This is a genomic window from Nocardia sp. NPDC052316 (assembly GCF_044547795.1).
Classification (GTDB): Bacteria; Actinomycetota; Actinomycetes; order Mycobacteriales; family Mycobacteriaceae; genus Nocardia.
In genome coordinates this window covers 517,281-534,399 of record NZ_JBIUBB010000003.1, presented here as the reverse complement: position 1 = coordinate 534,399, position 17,119 = coordinate 517,281, and the positions used below count along the sequence as shown (strand labels likewise).

16 protein-coding genes are annotated in these 17,119 nt (G+C 68.9%); 8 read left to right on the top strand and 8 right to left on the bottom strand.

Features of this window, described 5'->3' with window-relative positions:
* Window positions 1–31: 31 nt before the first annotated feature.
* Genes ACIHA7_RS15155 through ACIHA7_RS15140 form a run of 4 tightly spaced genes read right to left on the bottom strand, consistent with a single transcriptional unit; the run spans window position 32 to window position 4,001 of the window.
* On the bottom strand, window positions 32–373 hold the full coding sequence (locus ACIHA7_RS15155) for an MmcQ/YjbR family DNA-binding protein (RefSeq protein ID WP_397289650.1): 342 nt from the start codon (window positions 371–373) through the stop codon (window positions 32–34).
* A gap of 8 nt (window positions 374–381) precedes the next feature.
* Window positions 382–1,809 carry a VWA domain-containing protein gene (locus tag ACIHA7_RS15150; protein WP_397289648.1) on the bottom strand — a complete coding sequence of 476 codons (1,428 nt, stop codon included), beginning with the start codon at window positions 1,807–1,809 and terminating at the stop codon, window positions 382–384.
* A 4-nt stretch (window positions 1,810–1,813) separates the two neighbouring features.
* Window positions 1,814–2,698: an AAA family ATPase gene (locus tag ACIHA7_RS15145; protein WP_397289646.1), complete on the bottom strand. Its 885-nt coding sequence runs from the start codon at window positions 2,696–2,698 to the stop codon at window positions 1,814–1,816.
* A 37-nt stretch (window positions 2,699–2,735) separates the two neighbouring features.
* A complete protein-coding gene (locus tag ACIHA7_RS15140; protein WP_397289644.1) occupies window positions 2,736–4,001 on the bottom strand; it encodes a glutamate-5-semialdehyde dehydrogenase in 1,266 nt (421 codons plus the stop codon).
* Between the two features lie 142 nt (window positions 4,002–4,143).
* On the opposite strand from ACIHA7_RS15140, the gene ACIHA7_RS15135 reads away from it, so the two are divergent.
* From ACIHA7_RS15135 to ACIHA7_RS15120, 4 genes are all read left to right on the top strand, one after another.
* Entirely contained in the window at window positions 4,144–5,022 is an 879-nt protein-coding gene (locus ACIHA7_RS15135; protein ID WP_397289642.1) for a ribokinase, read from the top strand.
* Window positions 5,023–5,076: 54 nt separating this feature from the next.
* Window positions 5,077–6,447: a glutamine synthetase gene (locus tag ACIHA7_RS15130; protein WP_397289640.1), complete on the top strand. Its 1,371-nt coding sequence runs from the start codon at window positions 5,077–5,079 to the stop codon at window positions 6,445–6,447.
* A 1-nt stretch (window position 6,448) separates the two neighbouring features.
* A complete protein-coding gene (locus tag ACIHA7_RS15125; protein WP_397289639.1) occupies window positions 6,449–7,519 on the top strand; it encodes an amidohydrolase family protein in 1,071 nt (356 codons plus the stop codon).
* Window positions 7,520–7,620: 101 nt separating this feature from the next.
* Window positions 7,621–8,844, top strand: coding sequence for an RtcB family protein (locus ACIHA7_RS15120; RefSeq protein ID WP_397289637.1), 1,224 nt, complete (start codon window positions 7,621–7,623; stop codon window positions 8,842–8,844).
* Window positions 8,845–8,884: 40 nt separating this feature from the next.
* Here the strand turns inward: ACIHA7_RS15120 and ACIHA7_RS15115 are convergent, their stop codons facing one another.
* Complete coding sequence (locus ACIHA7_RS15115) at window positions 8,885–9,367, bottom strand: hypothetical protein (protein ID WP_397289635.1); 483 nt, start codon at window positions 9,365–9,367, stop codon at window positions 8,885–8,887.
* Window positions 9,368–9,406: 39 nt separating this feature from the next.
* Between ACIHA7_RS15115 and ACIHA7_RS15110 the strand changes: the two genes are divergently transcribed.
* Window positions 9,407–10,348: an alpha/beta fold hydrolase gene (locus ACIHA7_RS15110; protein ID WP_397289633.1), complete on the top strand. Its 942-nt coding sequence runs from the start codon at window positions 9,407–9,409 to the stop codon at window positions 10,346–10,348.
* A 21-nt stretch (window positions 10,349–10,369) separates the two neighbouring features.
* Here the strand turns inward: ACIHA7_RS15110 and ACIHA7_RS15105 are convergent, their stop codons facing one another.
* On the bottom strand, window positions 10,370–11,488 hold the full coding sequence (locus ACIHA7_RS15105; RefSeq protein WP_397289631.1) for a GGDEF domain-containing protein: 1,119 nt from the start codon (window positions 11,486–11,488) through the stop codon (window positions 10,370–10,372).
* A gap of 301 nt (window positions 11,489–11,789) precedes the next feature.
* Here ACIHA7_RS15105 and ACIHA7_RS15100 point away from each other — a divergent pair, with 301 nt between their 5' ends.
* Window positions 11,790–13,913: a RecQ family ATP-dependent DNA helicase gene (locus tag ACIHA7_RS15100; protein ID WP_397289629.1), complete on the top strand. Its 2,124-nt coding sequence runs from the start codon at window positions 11,790–11,792 to the stop codon at window positions 13,911–13,913.
* 277 nt (window positions 13,914–14,190) lie between these two features.
* Here ACIHA7_RS15100 and ACIHA7_RS15095 read toward each other — a convergent pair whose 3' ends face one another.
* Window positions 14,191–14,499 carry a hypothetical protein gene (locus ACIHA7_RS15095; RefSeq protein ID WP_234390769.1) on the bottom strand — a complete coding sequence of 103 codons (309 nt, stop codon included), beginning with the start codon at window positions 14,497–14,499 and terminating at the stop codon, window positions 14,191–14,193.
* Window positions 14,496–14,744: a DUF6364 family protein gene (locus ACIHA7_RS15090; protein ID WP_397289626.1), complete on the bottom strand. Its 249-nt coding sequence runs from the start codon at window positions 14,742–14,744 to the stop codon at window positions 14,496–14,498. The genes ACIHA7_RS15095 and ACIHA7_RS15090 overlap by 4 nt, the downstream gene beginning before the upstream one ends.
* 143 nt (window positions 14,745–14,887) lie before the next feature.
* Between ACIHA7_RS15090 and ligD the strand changes: the two genes are divergently transcribed.
* Both ligD and ACIHA7_RS15080 read left to right on the top strand, forming a co-directional pair.
* Entirely contained in the window at window positions 14,888–15,862 is a 975-nt protein-coding gene (gene ligD, locus ACIHA7_RS15085; protein WP_397289624.1) for a non-homologous end-joining DNA ligase, read from the top strand.
* A 201-nt stretch (window positions 15,863–16,063) separates the two neighbouring features.
* On the top strand, window positions 16,064–17,014 hold the full coding sequence (locus ACIHA7_RS15080) for a D-isomer specific 2-hydroxyacid dehydrogenase family protein (protein ID WP_397289622.1): 951 nt from the start codon (window positions 16,064–16,066) through the stop codon (window positions 17,012–17,014).
* Window positions 17,015–17,119 lie beyond the last annotated feature (105 nt).

Genomic DNA, 17,119 nt, shown 5'->3' with positions numbered 1-17,119 from the left:
TGATGGTCTCGCCTGAAGGGAGTGGAAGCCTTCAGCCGCTCGGCCGCTTGGACTTCGGCAGCTTGCGCACGATTGCGTCATAGGACTGATCGACCAGCTCGCGCAGCTCATCACCCGGCAGCGCACCGCCGAGCGTGATCACATTCCAGCCGTAGCGCCCGATATACGCCGAGGCCGCCACATCATTCGGATACACCCGGACCAACTCGTCGGCCTCCTCCCGGCTGCGTCCACACTCGAGCCCTACCGAGGTGTCCCCGAGAAACGCGAAGATCTTGTCCCCGACCTTGGCGACCACGTCGCCTTCCCACGGCTCGTCCTGCCATGCGCCGGGCTTCGCCAGGCAGTATTCGAGCAGTCGCGCGCCATCCATGTGAGCTCCTACACCGGTAGCAACATCGACACCACGGCCGTCAGCTGGCTGGCCGAGCGGCATTCGTGCATCTCGATCACCTGTTGATATTTGTCCGCGGCGGAATCGCCCGAACCCCAGTTGGTGCGCATCTCCGGATTGAGCCAGTGCGCGTGCTTGGCGGTGCGCACCAGTCCCCGCAGGGTTTCCAGTTCCGGGTCACGGTAATTGGTGCGCGCGTCGCCGAGGATCAGCAGCGAGCTGCGGGCGGTGACGGCATCGGGAAAGTCTCGGGCGAAGCCGGCCAGCGCGTTGCCGTAGTCGGAATGCCCGTCCATCCCGACGACCTTCGCCTCGGTGAAGATCCGGTTCATCGCCTTGTCCAGCTGCGTGCGCGGATCGAAGAACCGGGTGACCTCGTCGGTCTGGTCGACGAACGCGAAAATCCTGACCCGCGAGAACTGTTCGCGCAGCGCGCTGACCAGCAGCAGGGTGAAGTTGCTGAAACCGGCGACCGAGCCGGACACGTCGCACAGCAGCACCAGCTCCGGACGACCGGGCCGCGGCTTGCGGTTCACCAGATCGATCGGCACGCCGCCGGTCGACATCGACTTACGCAGCGTCTTGCGCATATCGATCTCGCCGCGGCGGGAGTGCCTGCGCCGCACCGCGAGTCGCGAGGCGAGGATGCGGGCGAGGCGCTGGGTGCTGCGCCGCATCTCGGCCAGCTCGGATTCCGAGGCGCGCAGGAAGTCGACGTCCTCGGACTGGCGCGGGACACCGTAGCTGGCGACCCGTTCCCGCCCGATCCGCTCGGCCACCCGCCGCCGCGTCTCCGCCTCCACCGAGGCCCGGAACGCGTCGATCCGGCCACGCGCGGCCCGCCGGGCGATCTCGGTGTCGAACGCGCTGGTATCCGGCCCGACCGCGAGGCCGGCCAGGATCTTGGCCAGCAATGTTTGCGGCTGAACATCTTTCAAGGCCTGATACGCCGAGAACGACGCCCCACTCGCCGACGTGTACTGGCCGAGCTGCTCGACCAACTGGGCGGCCAACGCCTCGAGCTGTGCATCCGCCGATTCCTGGGTCAACAGCTCGGCGAGCAGTTCCCGCAGCGCGGCGATGTCGACTTCGCCGGCCGGGGTCCGGGGAATCTCGACTTCGTCGCGGGCGCCGCTGCGCTCCCCGATCGCGATCGGAAACCACAGGTCGAACAGTCGATCGAAGGTGGCGCGGTGGGTGGTCCGGCGCAGCAACGAGCACGCGAGCCCCTCGCGCAGCACGTCGCGGTCGAACAGGTCAAGCACGGTCACCACCCGGCCCGCGTCCACGGTTTCCGAGGGGCCCACCGGAATGCCGCGTTCGCGCAGCGCTTCGACGAACCCGACGAGGTGACCGGGCAGCCCGTGCGGTGCGGTCAGTTCCACATCGGGCGCGGGCTGCGAGCGCGCGGGCATGGCCTCAGGCCAGCTTCAGCTCGGCCAGCGCGCGCTGGTGATCGCTCTGATGCTTCAGCACGACTCCGAGCGTCGCCCGCACCGCCGAGTCGTCCAGATCGTGCATGCCGAGCGCGAGCAGCGTGCGGCCCCAGTCGATCGACTCGGCGACCGAGGGCAGCTTCTTGAGCTGCATGCCGCGCAACACGTGCACGATCCGCACCAGCTGAGCGGCGACGGCGGCGGATAGTTCCGGCACCCGGCTGGCCAGGATGCGGCGCTCCAGATCCTCGTCCGGGAAGTCCAGGTGCAGGTACAGGCAGCGACGCTTGAGCGCCTCGGACAGCTCACGGGTCGCGTTGGAGGTCAGCACCACGAACGGCTTGCGGCTCGCGACGATGGTGCCGAGCTCCGGCACGGTCACCGCGAAATCGCTGAGCACCTCGAGCAGCAGACCCTCGATCTCGACGTCGGCCTTGTCGGTCTCGTCGATCAGCAGCACCGTCGGGTCGCTGCGCCGGATCGCGGTGAGCAGCGGCCGCGACAGCAGGAACTCCTCGGTGAAGACGTCGGCTTTCGTTTCTTCCCAGTCGTTTTCGCTGGACGCCTGGATCCGCAGGATCTGCTTGGCGTGGTTCCACTCGTAGAGCGCGCGGGCCTCGTCGACCCCTTCGTAGCACTGCAGACGCACCAGCTCGGCGCCGGAGGTCTGCGCGACCGCCCGCGCCAGCTCGGTCTTGCCGACACCGGCCGGACCCTCGATGAGCAGCGGCTTGCCGAGCCGGTCGGCCAGGAACACCGAGGTGGCCGTGGCCTTGTCGGCGAGGTAGCCCGTGGTCGCCAGCTGGTCGATCACATCGTCGACCGAGCTGAAGATCGGCTCCTGGGTCGTCTCGGAAATGCGGGCCACGTGCAGTCCTTCCTCGGGGGTGGTCGCCCCCTGTTACCTAAACAGGCCGGATCTGGCCGTCGCCCCACACGATCCACTTCGTGGAGGTCAGCTCCGGTAGCGCCATGGGGCCGCGGGCGTGCAGCTTCTGGGTGGAGATGCCGATCTCGGCACCGAAGCCGAACTGCTCGCCATCGGTGAACGCGGTCGAAGCATTCACCATCACGGCGGCGGCGTCGACTCGGCTGGTGAATTCGCGGGCCGCGGCCAGCTCGCCGGTGACGATGGCCTCGGTGTGCCCGGTACCCCAGGTGTTGATGTGCTCGATGGCCGCGTCCAGGCCGTCGACCACCTTGAGCGCGATATCGAGGGTGAGGTACTCCTCGCCCCAGTCCGTGCTGTTCGCGGGCACCAGACCGGGCAGATCGCCGTGCACGGTGACGCCGTGCCGTTCCAGCGCCTCGATCAGCTTGGGCACCGCGGTGGTCGCGATCGCGTCGTCGATGAGTACCGTCTCGGCGGCATTGCAGACGCTGGGGCGGCGGGTCTTCGCGTTGAGCAGGATCTGCTCGGCCATCTCCAGGTCGGCGGCGGCGTGCACGTAGACGTGGCAGTTGCCGGTGCCGGTCTCGATGGTCGGCACGGTGGCATCCCGGACCACGGCACTGATCAGACCGGCGCCACCGCGCGGGATGACCACGTCGACCAGGCCGCGGGCCTGGATCAGGTGCGTGACGCTGGACCGATCCGCGCTGGGCAGCAGCTGCACCGCGTCGGCCGGAAGCCCGTGTGCGACAAGAGATTCCCGCAGCACCGCGACCAGCGCGGCATTGGAGTGCGCGGCCGAGGACGAACCGCGCAGCAGTGCGGCATTGCCGGATTTCAGCGTGAGCCCGAACGCGTCGACGGTGACATTCGGCCTGGCCTCGTAGACCATGCCGATCACGCCGAGCGGCACCCGGACCTGACGGACCTCGAGCCCGTTCGGCAGCACCGAGCCGCGCACGATCGAGCCGATCGGGTCGGGCAGCCCGGCCACTTGGCGCAGGCCGGAGGCGATGCCGTCGATCCTGGCCTTGGTGAGCCGCAGCCGGTCGATCAGCGATTCCTCGACATTCGCCGACTGCGCCGCTTGCACGTCCTCGGCGTTCGCGTCGAGCACCTGGTCGGCGGCGGCGAGCAGCGCGTCGGCCGCCGCGTGCAATGCGTCGTTCTTCTGTGCGGTGGTCAGCTGGGCCAGCACACGCGACGCGACACGAGCCTTGCGTGCGGCCTCGTGCACCACCTCGCGGACATCCGGCTCGGTCGTCGTTCCTACCGTCATGGGTACAGCGTACTTTCCCGCCACCGGGCCGGAACCACCGCTGTAGGGCCGCTACTAGGCCCTGTGTCGAGGTCCGGCCGGATGCATCCAGCCTCCGGAGGCGCCGGATCGGACCTGGACACAGGGCCTATCCTCTGACGGCATGGCCGAAAAGACGGACGTCCCCTCCATCGCGGTGCTCGGCAGTATCAATATGGACCTGGTGGCGACCACCGATCGACGGCCGGTGCCCGGCGAGACGGTGCTCGGGACCGGCTTCGCGATGGTGCCCGGCGGGAAGGGCTCGAATCAGGCGATCGCCGCGCAGCGGGCCGGCGGTGCCGTGCAGTTCCTCGGGGCGGTCGGTGACGACGTGTTCGCCGCCGAACTGCGTCGTGCGCTGACGGATTCGGGCGTGGGGGTCGAGCGGCTGCGGACCGTGGACGGGCCGAGCGGTGTGGCCGCGATCGTGGTGGACGGCGGCGGCGAGAACAGCATCATCGTGGTCGGCGGGGCGAACACCCGAGTGACCGAGCTGACCGAGGCCGATCTCGCGGTGATCGCCGCGGCCGATATTCTGCTGTGCCAGTTGGAGATTCCGCTCGATACGGTGGCCGCGGCGGCGCGGCACGCCCGCGCGAACGGCACCACGGTGCTGCTCAACCCGTCTCCGGTGCAACATCTTCCGGCCGAACTGTGGGCAAATGTCGATGTGGCGGTGGTGAATTCGGGCGAAGCCGAACAGCTGGGCGCCGACCTCGATCCGGTCGCCCATGTGGTCGTGACCCGCGGCGCCGACGGTGCGGTCTATCGCGACCCGGACGGCAATCAACTGTCCCAGCCGAGTCCCCGCGTCGAGGTCGTCGACACCACCGGCGCGGGCGACACGTTCACGGGGGCTCTGGCCGCCGCCTGGCACCACGGCCCCGAATGGGCGCTGACCTGGGCAGGGGCCGCAGGCGCGCTGGCCACCACCAAGCTCGGCGCGAGCACCTCGATCCCCACCGAAGAAGAGATCTCAGCCGCCCTCAGCACGCGGTAGCACCACCGGAAAAGGCAACGCCGACGGGCAGTCTGCCGACTATCGTTGATGTTCATGTCCACCATGCCGGAGCGCATACCGTTCGACGGCGACGACGCGGCGGTGATCGGCGGGCTGGACGCCGACATCGTCGCGTTGACCTTTGTCGACAATGCGGGGATCACCCGGGTGAAGACGGTGCCGACGCGGCGGTTGGGGCAGGCGGCGCGGTACGGGGTCGGAGTGTCACCGTGCTTCGAGACGTTCGCCTTCGATGATCTGATGGCGGTCGGCAAATATCTGGGCGGGCCCGACGGCGATCTGCGGCTGATCCCGGACCTGTCGGCGTTGACCGAGCTCGCCTGCCAGCCGGGCTGGGCGTGGGCTCCCGCCAACAAGTACACCCAGGACGGGACGCCTTTCGCCGCCTGCCAGCGCGGGTTCGCGGCTCGTCAGGACGAGGCCGCACGCCGGGCCGGGATCCAGCTGTCCATGACGTTCGAGACCGAATGGTCTGTCGGCGCGGATGACCCAGCGACCTTCGTCCCCGCCGTGCACGGCCCCGCCTACAGCATGCTGCGGCTCGGACAAGTGGCCGACTACGCACGAGAACTGGTCGCGGTCTTGGAGCGGCAAGGGATCCTCGTCGACCAGTTTCATCCGGAATACGCACCGGGCCAGCTGGAGCTGTCCGTGCAACCGTCCGATCCGGTCGGCGCGGCCGACGACGCGGTGCTGGTGCGGCACACCATCCGGCAGGTGAGCCTGCAACACGGCTGGCGCGCGCTGCTGGCGCCCTGCCTCGATCCGGACGGCACGGGATCCGGTGCGCACCTGCACTTTTCCGCACAGGATGAGGAAGGGCCACTGTTCGCCACCGGCGACGGGCCCTACGGGATGCGCCGGGCCGGCGAGGCGTTCCTCGCCGGCGTACTGCGCGAACTGCCCGCGCTGGTCGCGGTGGGCGCGGGCAATCCGGCGAGCTTTCTGCGACTGGTGCCGTCGCGATGGGCGGGCACCTGGCAGTGCTGGGGCCGGGAAACCCGCGAGGCGGCACTGCGTTTCATCACCGGCGTGCGCGACACCGAGGAGTGGGCGGCCAACGCCGAGGTCAAATGCTTCGACGCGACCGGGAATCCGTATCTGATCGTCGGTTCGGTCATCGCCGCCGGGCTGGCAGGCATCGCCGAGGAACTACGGCTGCCCGCCGAAATCACCGGTGACCCGATCACCTTCGACGCCGAACAGCTGATGATCTCCGGTGTCCGCAGGCTGCCGACCCGCCCCGCCGAGGCCGCGGACCGGCTGGCGGACTCCACGGTACTGGCCGAGGCGATGGGCCCCGAACTGCACGACGCACTGCTCACCGTGCGCCGCGCCGAGGCCGAGCGTTACCGCGACAGCAGCCCGGAAGAGCTTGTCGCGCTGACCCGTTGGCGGTTCTGACGTGCTGACCGACGGCCTCACCCTGACCGACCACCACTGCCACGGCGTGGTTGCGCACGATGTGGACCGCGCTGGTTTCGAGCGGCTGCTCGGCGAAGGCGCCACCGGCAGCTTCGATTCCGCCATCGGATTGGCGGTGCGCCGATGGTGCGCACCGGCACTTGACCTACCGCCACACGTCGGCGCCGACGCCTACCTGGCCCACCGAGCCGAACTCGGCTGGCGCGAGGTCGCCGTCCGGCTGCTCGCCGCCACCGGCACCACCAGCTGGTTCATCGACACCGGATTCGGCGGCGGCACCGCGGAATTCAGCCAGCTCACCGAGGGCGAGGTGCGCGAGGTCGTACGACTGGAGCAGGTCGCCGAGCAGGTCATCGCCGAGGTGGGCGCGGGCCGGGCGGTGTTCGACGAGATCGAGGCCCGGCTGCGTGCGCGTGCCCGCCGCGCCGTCGGACTCAAATCCATCGTCGCCTACCGATGTGGGCTGGATTTCCCGCTGCGCGATCGACCACCGAAAACCGTGTTCCCCGAGCATCGCCTCACCGATCCGGACCTGCTCGGCTGGCTGGTCGGGCTCGGCGCCCGCATCGGCGCCGAATTCGGCCTGCCCCTGCAATTCCACACCGGTTTCGGCGACACCGACCTGCGGTTACCTCGTGCGGACCCGTTGCTGCTCACCGACTTTCTTCGCAAAACCGCGAACACCGGCCTCACCGTGATGATGTTGCACTGCTGGCCATTTCATCGCAATGCCGCCTACCTGGCGCACGCCTTCGGGCATGTTCGGATGGATATCGGACTCACCATCCCCTATGTGGGGCACCGCGCCCAGGCCGTGCTGGCCGAAGCGCTCGAACTCGCCCCTTTTCGCTCGCTGTGCTACTCCTCGGACGGTTACGGCCTGCCCGAACTGCACTTTCTCGGCGCGTTCTGGTGGCGCCGCGGCCTGGGCAGGCTGCTCGACGAATGGATCGCCGAGGACCTGATCACCACCGCCGACGCCGAACGTCTTGCCGCGGGCATCGCCCATATCAACGCCGAGGAGGCTTATCCGAGCACCCCCGCTCGTTGACACCGAGTGGAATTACTCTCCCCTCGGCGCGTATTTATTCGAGTGCGTCCTGCCGCGTCGATCTTTACCGTTGATCACGGAACCAACGAAAGGATCGAACAATGTTTCCCGTCGAGCTGCGCGGCACCCGCGCGCAGACGCTCATGTGGGCCGAAGAGCACGCGGTCGAGCAGGCCGCGCTGCAGCAGCTGCGGAATATCGCCGCGCTGAAATGGGTCCACGGCGTCCGCGTGATGCCGGACGTGCACCTCGGCAAGGGGGCGACGGTCGGCTCGGTGATCGCGATGAAGGACGCGGTGGCCCCGGCCGCGGTCGGCGTGGACATCGGCTGCGGCATGGAGAGCGTCAAGACCGACCTCACCGCCGCGGACCTCCCGGACGATCTGCGCTCGCTGCGGTCCCGGATCGAGGCCGCGGTCCCGGTCGGCTTCACCGCGCACGACAGCGCGGTCAACGTGGCCAAGCTCGGCGGCGAGGTGTCCGCGCTCGGCGCGAGCACCGCGACGCTGCGGGCGGGCTGGGACAACTTCTGGGGCGCGTTCGCCACCCTCGATGACGGCGTGCAGACGCGAGAAGCCAAGGCGCACAAGCAGATGGGCACCCTGGGTGGTGGCAACCACTTCATCGAGGTGTGCCTCGACCAGGACGACGCGGTGTGGATCCTGCTGCATTCGGGTAGCCGCAATATCGGCAAGGAACTCGCCGAGCGGCACATGGCGGTGGCGCGGACGCTGCCGCACAACGTCGACCTGCCCGACCGCGATCTGGCCGTATTCCTCTCCGGGACAAAGGAGATGGCGGCCTACCGGCGCGACCTCACCTGGGCGCAGGAGTATGCCGCACGCAACCGCGCGGTGATGCTCGCCCTAGTGTGCCGCGCGGTGCGCGACGAATTCGCCGGCCGTCCGGTGCGTTTCGAGCAGCCGATCTCCTGCCACCACAACTACGTGGCCGAGGAGCTCGTCGATGGCATTCCGATGCTGGTCACCCGCAAGGGTGCGGTCCGGGCGGGCGCGGGCGAGCTCGCGCTGATCCCTGGCTCGATGGGTACTCGCTCATACGTGGTGCGGGGCAAGGGAAATCCGGCCTCGTTCCAGTCGGCCTCGCACGGCGCGGGGCGGCGGATGAGCCGCAACGCGGCGAAGAAGCAGTTCACCGTCGCCGATCTGGTCGCCCAGACCGAGGGCGTCGAGTCGCGCAAGGACGCGGGCGTTGTCGACGAGATCCCGGCTGCCTACAAGGACATCGACGAGGTCATCGCCGCACAGCGCGACCTGGTCGACGTCGTCGCGACGCTGCGGCAGGTGCTCTGCGTCAAGGGCTGAACGCGGACCGCGCCCACCGGCTGGTGGGCGCGGCACCGATTCACTTGCGTCGTAAGACGGCCGCGAAAGCCGCGCCGACCAGGAACATGCCGGTGAGTAGCGCGAAGCCGTTCAGCACCCAATTGTGTAGTGCGAGATGGAAATCGTCGGACAGCTCGGGCAGGTTCTCGATCTGCCGGTAGGTGTCTTCCGGGAAGAGGATGTGCAGGATCCCGGGGATCAGGCCGCACACCAGGCCCGCGATGGCCGTGCCCACCGGGGAGAACGCGGCCAGCGCCGCGACCAGGAACAGCAGCACCGCGCCGCCGATGATCTGGAAGTTCGAACCCCAGCGGTCCGCCGAGCTGCCGAGGATCACCCACTGCCGGGTATCCAGCGCGCCGTGCGCGGATAGCCCGACCCCGATCGGCGTGATCGCGAGCGCGATCAGCGTGCCGATCACCGTGCGGCCGAAGCCGCTGCGACTCTGGAACTGGGCGCCCGGCGGCGACCAGCCCGCCGGCGGCTGATATTGGCTCGACATGGTTGGCCTCCTGCGCGGATCAGCTGGTTACCATCGAGTATGCGCCAGCGGCAGCGGAATTCCGGCTCAGCAACTCCGGCAGCGACCGGAAAGGTTGACCCGCCCGCGATTCCCGGCGTCCGCCGCTCCTTCGTCACCGCGCATGGCATCCGCTTTCACGTGACCGAGGCCGGGCCAGCGGACGGTCGGCCGGTGCTCGCGCTGCACGGCTGGCCGCAGCACCACTACGCCTATCGTCACCTGCTGGCCGATCCGCCGGAAGGGTTGCGAATCATCGCCGTTGATCTTCCCGGTTACGGCTGGTCCGGTCCGGCACCGCATCGGTGGGTCAAGGACGAGGTGGCTACCGATCTCCTTGCGCTGCTGGACGAACTCGGGCTCGACCGGCTCTTGCTCGTCGGCCACGATTGGGGCGGTTACATCGGTTACCTCATGGTGTTGCGAGAACCCGAGCGCTTCGACGGGTACCTGGTGTTGAACATGGCACATCCTTGGCAGACACCGCGCACCGTGCTGCCGCATCTGTGGCGGTTCATGCTCTATCAACCGCCGGTCGCCGCGTTCGGCCAATTTCTCCATCAGCGCACCCGTTTCCTCGACCTGATGTTCGCCAAAGGCGTGGAGAACCACGCGGAGTTCGGCCCGGAAGTGGTGCGCGCCTATGCCGATCGGTTCCGCGATCCGATTGTGGCCCGCACCGCGACCGATACCTACCGCACGTTCCTGCTCCGTGAACTGCCTCGCGCGGGCCGCGCTAACGAGACCCGCTGCGCCACCGTGCCGATTCGAGCATTGTTCGGTGTCGACGACGGTGCCGTCCACCATTCGCTGGCCGCCGCGGAGACCGCGCAGGCCGATGATTACACCCTGGAACGGGTAACGAACTGTGGGCATTTCATCACCGAGGAGCGGCCCGATCTGGTGCGCGCCCGCCTGATCACCCTCGCCGCGGACACCTCCCGGCCCGGCTCGCAGGCGTGAAAATCGTGGCAGCGCTTCGGCTCACACTTGATGTGTCGAGTCGTGGTTGTCGAGGCCCTGCAACGCAGTGATGTGCTCGACCACGACGGTATTGCCGCCACGCTGTTTCGCCTGGTACATCGCGCTGTCGGCGCAGCGGATCAGATCCTGCACCAGCTGACGGCTGCGGCCGTAGCCGTCGGCACCCGCGTCGGCGACGGCGATGCCGATGCTCGCGGTGACCGAGATCGACCCGACGGGTTCGGCGACCGCGGCGCGCAACCGCTCGGCGGCGTCGACTGCGATCGAAGCCGGCAGGCGCGCGACGACCGCGAATTCCTCACCGCCGAGCCGGGAAACGATGCTGCGCGCCGGGGCCGCGCGCTGCAACCGGTCGGCGGTACACACCAGCACCTCGTCGCCCGCGGCGTGCCCGAAGGTGTCGTTGACGGCTTTGAACCGGTCCAGGTCGACCATCATCACGCAGACCGGAACCGGGCCTGCGCCACCGACCACCATCGCGGAGTGATACTCGAACCCGCGCCTGCTCAGCAAGGTCGTCAGGGGGTCGGAGAGCATGTCGGTGCGCAGCATCCAATAGCAGAACTGCAATCCCGGCGGCACCACCGTGGCCGCGACCATGCCGAGGATCATGATCACCGCCGAAGCCGCGTCGCCGACCCCGAACAGCGGAATCGACAGCACCACAGCGGAAGCCAGCGACCACGCCGTGTGCGCGGCCAGCACCTGCGGACTGTGGAACGCGCTGACATAGATGCCGACGATCAACAGCAGCATCATGCCGACCGACCGGACGACGTAGCCGGGGCTCAGCACGCAGACCACCGTGATGCACACATCGCCGATCGCGCACAGCATCAGCGACTCCACGCGGTTCGGCCACGGCAACCACCACCAGCGCACCACCCATACCGCCGCCAGCGCCACGATGCACCACAGCACCGTCCGGCCGAACATGCTCTGCGGACCCGCCGACGAGGTCACCGTCAGCACACTGATGAGCGGCGTCGCCAACCCGCACAGTCCGATCGCGAATTTCACCACGCCGAGCGCCCCTCGGTCGGCGAGCGCGTTCACCACCCAGCGGTAATCGACGCCGTCGCGCCACCAGTCGCGCAGTAGCCGCAGATAGCTGCTCATGGCCGCGCCTCGCTCGCGCTCGGCTCCGCCAAGGGCCGTACGCGCCATGCCACGGTTGTCTCGCTCATTCGACTCGTCCTCGGCGTCGACAGCAAGCCTCGTATCGTTCGAACCGCACTCACTTGTGGTGAACGCCGCCGTGGCCGGGGATTTCGGCCGACATAGCAGCGATCCAGGCAGTGTAAGGCACATCACGGCGGATACCGAGAGTCCGATCGGTATCGACCGCGACATGCGCGGTCGGGGCGGGCGGGCGCGACGAGCGCGGTTCGTGTCGGTACCGTCGGGCACGATGGAGCCCATGACCACGGCGACCGATGTCCCGGCGATCGACCTCACCGCACCCGACCTTCGCGAGCGCGCGGAACATTTGCTGCGCGAACTGGCCGGACCTGCCGCTCGGCTACGGGAGGACCAGTGGACGGCGATCGAGGCGCTGGTGGTGCAGCGCCGCCGCGCGCTGGTGGTGCAGCGCACCGGCTGGGGTAAGTCGGCGGTGTACTTCATCGCCGCCAAGCTGCTGCGCGGGGCGGGCCGCGGACCGACCGTCATCGTGTCGCCCTTGCTCGCGCTGATGCGCAACCAGGTCGCCGCCGCGCAACGGGCGGGTGTGGTTGCCGCGACCATCAATTCGGGCAACGTCACCGAATGGGACGAGATCCACGCCCAGGTCGCCTCCGGCGCGGTGGACGTGCTGCTGGTCAGCCCGGAGCGACTGAACAATCCGGACTTCCGCGACCAGGTGCTGCCGAAACTCGCCGCCGACGCCGGCCTCGTGGTGATCGACGAGGCGCACTGCGTCTCCGACTGGGGCCACGACTTCCGGCCCGACTATCGGCGGATTCGTACACTCATCGCCGATCTCGGTTCGGACGTACCGGTGCTGGCCACCACCGCGACCGCGAACGATCGGGTGGTCACCGACGTCGCCACCCAGATCGGCACCGACACCCTGGTGCTGCGCGGCACGCTGGACCGCGAGTCGCTGCACCTGTCGGTGGTGCGCTTCGCCGACGCGGTGGAACGCACCGCCTGGCTCAGCGGGCACCTGCGCACCCTCACCGGCTCCGGCATCGTCTACACGCTCACCGTCGCCGCCGCGCACGATCTGGCGGACGTGCTGAACTCCCACGGCCACACCGTCGCCGCCTACACCGGCCAGACCGACCCCGCCGAACGCGAGGCGCTGGAAGCGGCGCTGCTGAACAACGAGGTGAAGGCGCTCATCGCCACCTCGGCACTCGGCATGGGTTTCGACAAGCCCGATCTCGGCTTCGTCGTGCACGTCGGCGCGCCGTCCTCCCCCATCGCCTACTACCAGCAGGTCGGTCGCGCGGGCCGCGCCACCGAGCGGGCCGAGGTGGTGCTGCTGCCCGGACCCGAGGACGCGCGGATCTGGAGTTACTTTGCCTCCGTTGCGTTTCCGCGCGAGCACATCGTGCGCTCGGTGCTCGACGCACTCGACACCGACCGGGCGTTGTCCACGGCCGCGCTGGAACCGCTGGTCGAGCTGAACCGCTCCCGGCTGGAGATGGTGCTCAAGGTGCTCGACGTGGACGGTGCGGTGCGCCGGGTGCGCGGCGGCTGGATATCCACCGGTCAGCCGTGGACCTACGACACCGAACGCTACGAGCGACTGTCCGAGGCGCGCGAGGTCGAGCAGCAGGCCATGATCGATTACCAGTCGACAACGGCCTGCCGGATGGAGTTCCTGCGTCGTCAGCTGGACGACCCCGGATTGCCCGCGGGCCACTCGGATTCGCCCGGCTGCGGGCGTTGCGACAACTGCACCGGCACCCGGCCCGACGTCACGGTGGACGCCGACGCGGTCGCCGCCACCCGGGCCAGGCTCGACCGGCCGGGTCTGGATCTGAGCCCGCGCAAGCAGTGGCCCACCGGCATGGCGAAGCTCGGTGTTCCGTTGTCCGGCAAGATCACCGGCGGGGCCGAGACGGGGCGGGTGCTCGGCAGGCTCACCGATCTCGGCTGGGGTCAGCGCCTGCGCGCCCTGCTCGACGGACCCGACGATCCCATCCCCGAGCAGGTCTTCGAGGCGTGCATCGCGGTACTGCGCGACTGGGATTGGGCCGTTCGCCCGACCGCGGTGATGGCACTCGAGTCCCCGCGCTACCCCGTGCTGACCGCCACCCTCGCCGCGGGCCTCGCCGAGGTGGGCCGCATGCACGACCTCGGCACGCTGCCGACCCGCCCGGGCCGCCCGCCGGTGTCCGCCGCCAACTCCGCCCATCGCGTCGCCGGCCTGTTCGACTCCTGGGAGGTCCCCGACCTCACCGACGTCGAGGGTCCGATCCTGTTGGTGGACGCGCTCTCCGACACCGGCTGGACACTCACCCTCGCCGCGCACGCACTGCGTAGGGCTGGTGCGGACGCCGTCCTCCCCTTCGCGCTCGCCTCGGTCACCTAGTCGGCCGGATCACTGCCGAGCGTCGGGCAGGGTGATCGTCTTCGGGTCGGGCTCTATCGGTCGGGTACCGCCCAACTGATTGTCCGGCGGCACCGGTCGGCGGGGCTCGCGGACGCCCGCCGTGCCACCGCCGCTACCGTCGCCGGGCGGACCACCGCCGGCTACCTTGCCGCCCAACAGTCTTCGAACGGCCCGGAGTAGTTTTCGCATCATACGGTCCAGTGTGCTCGCCGAATCGGCGGTCACCGTCGTTGTTCACGCGCAGCGAAGCCGCAGATCAGAGGCTGAGGGTGGCGCGCAGGCGGGCGTCGAGGGATTCGGATTCGGCGACGGTGAGTTCGCCGAGTTGTTCGGTGAGCCACGGGCGGTAGGCGCGGTGCAGTTCGAGGGTGTCGGCCCAGCCGTGTTCGGTGTGCGTGGCCAGGACGTGGCCGGGGTCGGCGTCGCGCAGCGGGACGACGTGTAGCCAGCGGTACGGGGAGGTGATCACGGCCGAGTCGGAGACCAGCACCACCGACATGCGTCGGGGCAGCGGGGTGCCGTCGCGCAGTGCCGGGGAGTAACGCCAGACTTCGCCGCGCCTCATGCCGCGCCGCGGTTGCGGCGGGCGTCGGTTTCGGCCGCCTCGGTGATGGTCAGATCGTCGTAGGCGGCGGCTTGTTCGGCGGCCTCGTCGACGGCCAGCTTGGCCAGGCTGTCGTGCACCAGCGCGGTGCGCAGCGAGGCGTTGATCACCGAGGAGAGACTGCGATTCTGCTGGTCGGCCGCCTGCTTCGCCCACTCGGCCACCTGCGGATCCAGGGTCACGGTTACCCGCGTCGCTTTACTCATGCCGCCACCTCGTCAGCGCTCGCCGCCGGCGTGCGCAGCATGATCTGCGCTCGCTCATACCCTCATGCATACCACGATGCTGCAGGGTGTGCGGCTCGTTTTCCGCCCGCGCGGCCGGTGCCGGTTCGGCTATCGTCGGACCCGTGGCCAGCAAGTCCGCGTCGCCGGCCATCGAACTGGACGTCGGCGACCGCACGATCCGCATTTCGAACCCGGACCGGGTGTACTTCCCGGAGACCGGCGCGACCAAGCTCGACCTGGTGCAGTACTACCTGAGCGTCGGCGACGGCATCGTCCGCGCGCTGCGCGACCGGCCGTGCATGCTGCACCGATTCCCGAAGGGACTGGCCGGCGACAAGGTGCACCAGAAGCGGCTGCCCGCGGGCGCGCCGGACTGGATTCCCACGGTGCGTGTCTTCTTCCCCCGCTACGGCCGACACGCCGACGAGCTGTGCGTGCGCGAGCTGGCCGACGTCATCTGGGCCGTGCAGATGTCGACGGTCGAGTTCCATCCGTGGAACTCGCGCGCCGCCGACACCGAGTGCCCCGACGAGTGGCGCATCGACCTGGACCCGATGCCGGACTGTCCGTGGTCGCGGGTGCAGCGGGTGGCCGGTGTCGCGCAGGAGGTGCTCGACGAACTGGGCGCGGTCGGCTGGCCGAAGACCTCCGGCGGCAATGGTTTACACATCTATGTCCGGATCGCGCCGAACTGGGGTTTCAAGGAGGTGCGGCGCGCGGCACTCGCCTTCGCGCGCGAGGTGGAACGCCGCGCACCCGATGACGTGACCACCACCTGGTGGCGCAAGGACCGCGACCCCGCGCTGCTGTTCGTCGACTACAACCAGAACGCCCGCGACCATACGATCGCCGCCGCCTACTCCGTCCGCGGCGTACCGACGGGCACCGTCTCCACCCCGATCCGCTGGGACGAGATCCCCGACATCGACCCGCGCGACTTCACTATGAAGACCGTTCCCGCCCGCTTCGCCGAACTCGGCGATCTGCACGCGGGCATCGACGACGCCGTCTTCGAGATCGACCAGCTGCTGGAGTGGGCCGATCGCGACAAGGTGGACGCCGACCTGGACGCGGAAACCGACCTCGACGCGGACTAGCACAGCTGATCCGACCATCCACGCGCATGGTCCCGCTGCCACCGGATAACAGCGAATTCGTCGGCAGAAGGGGGCGGAGAACCCTCGCAGTGTCCCTGCGCTGCGACTCGGCGAGCGGGCTCGGCGACGGTGATAACGTCGCGGAGGCGCTGCCATAGCTGCCGTGCGAACCCGCTGTACTGCTCCGAAGGAGGTCCCTCCATGAACCGACCGGCAGTAGCGATAGCGATCGGACCGGCCGACCCGCCGCCCGCATTGCTGGCCAAAGCGGTGGTGGACGGCGGCGCGACGGTAGCCGACCTCGACAAGGCGCAGGGGTTGATCTGGGCGGGCACGCCCGGGCAGTTCCCGGATGAATTACCGAGCACGGTCGAGTGGGTACAACTCCCCGCGGCCGGCGTCGAAGAATGGTTCGACGCGGGCATCATCGCCGCCCACCCGAAGGTGCAATTCACCTCCGCCGCAGGCGCTTTCGCGATGAGCGTGGCCGAGCATGCACTGATGCTGCTGCTGGCCGGTGTGCGTTATCTGCCCGAGCATCTGCGCGCGGCCAGCTGGCGGCAGCAGGATTTCATCCCACACATCGGTTCGCTGCGCGGAAAGACGGTCACCATCGTCGGCGCGGGCGGCATCGGCCGCGCGCTGATCCCCATGCTCACCCCGCTGGGTGCGCAGGTGATCGCGGTGAACCGGTCCGGCCGCCCGGTCACCGGCCCCGATATCCCCGACACGATCGAGACGATCTCCACCGACCAGCTCTCCCGCGTGTGGCCGCGCACCGACCACGTGGTCGTCGCGGCGCCCGCGACCCCCGCGACGCACCATCTCATCGACGCGGACGTGCTCGCCAGGCTGAAGCCGTCCTCGTGGGTCATCAACATCGCCCGCGGCAGCCTCATCGACACCGATGCCTTGGTCACCGCGCTCGCCTCCGGCGCGATCGCCGGAGCCGGTCTCGACGTCACCGAGCCGGAGCCGTTGCCGGACGGCCACCCGCTCTGGGTGCTACCGAACGCCATTGTGACGCCGCATGATTCGAACCCGCCGCAGTTGCGGCTGGCCGCCTTCGCCGACCATGTCGGCGCGAACGTGCGGCGGTTCGTCGCGGGCAAAGATCTACTGGCACCGATCGATCCGGACCGCGGCTACTGATCCCAGCGCGCCGCCCCTACGTATACGGCGGCGAAAAGTACTTATAGATGACTGATTCGGGGCACCCCCCTGCGGCCATAACGTAGTTCCTGTCAGCAAGAACGA

Excerpts from the sequence above, each read along its gene's own strand:
- ACIHA7_RS15140 (WP_397289644.1), bottom strand. The coding sequence starts at position 4,001 with ATGACGGTAGGAACGACGACCGAGCCGGATGTCCGCGAGGTGGTGCAC.
- ACIHA7_RS15105 (WP_397289631.1), bottom strand. The coding sequence starts at position 11,488 with ATGAGCAGCTATCTGCGGCTACTGCGCGACTGGTGGCGCGACGGCGTC.
- ACIHA7_RS15120 (WP_397289637.1), top strand. The coding sequence starts at position 7,621 with ATGTTTCCCGTCGAGCTGCGCGGCACCCGCGCGCAGACGCTCATGTGG.
- ACIHA7_RS15100 (WP_397289629.1), top strand. The coding sequence starts at position 11,790 with ATGACCACGGCGACCGATGTCCCGGCGATCGACCTCACCGCACCCGAC.
- ACIHA7_RS15080 (WP_397289622.1), top strand. The coding sequence starts at position 16,064 with ATGAACCGACCGGCAGTAGCGATAGCGATCGGACCGGCCGACCCGCCG.
- ACIHA7_RS15115 (WP_397289635.1), bottom strand. The coding sequence starts at position 9,367 with ATGTCGAGCCAATATCAGCCGCCGGCGGGCTGGTCGCCGCCGGGCGCC.
- ACIHA7_RS15155 (WP_397289650.1), bottom strand. The coding sequence starts at position 373 with ATGGATGGCGCGCGACTGCTCGAATACTGCCTGGCGAAGCCCGGCGCA.
- ACIHA7_RS15150 (WP_397289648.1), bottom strand. The coding sequence starts at position 1,809 with ATGCCCGCGCGCTCGCAGCCCGCGCCCGATGTGGAACTGACCGCACCG.
- ACIHA7_RS15095 (WP_234390769.1), bottom strand. The coding sequence starts at position 14,499 with ATGAGGCGCGGCGAAGTCTGGCGTTACTCCCCGGCACTGCGCGACGGC.
- ACIHA7_RS15090 (WP_397289626.1), bottom strand. The coding sequence starts at position 14,744 with ATGAGTAAAGCGACGCGGGTAACCGTGACCCTGGATCCGCAGGTGGCC.
- ACIHA7_RS15135 (WP_397289642.1), top strand. The coding sequence starts at position 4,144 with ATGGCCGAAAAGACGGACGTCCCCTCCATCGCGGTGCTCGGCAGTATC.
- ACIHA7_RS15110 (WP_397289633.1), top strand. The coding sequence starts at position 9,407 with ATGCGCCAGCGGCAGCGGAATTCCGGCTCAGCAACTCCGGCAGCGACC.
- ACIHA7_RS15130 (WP_397289640.1), top strand. The coding sequence starts at position 5,077 with ATGTCCACCATGCCGGAGCGCATACCGTTCGACGGCGACGACGCGGCG.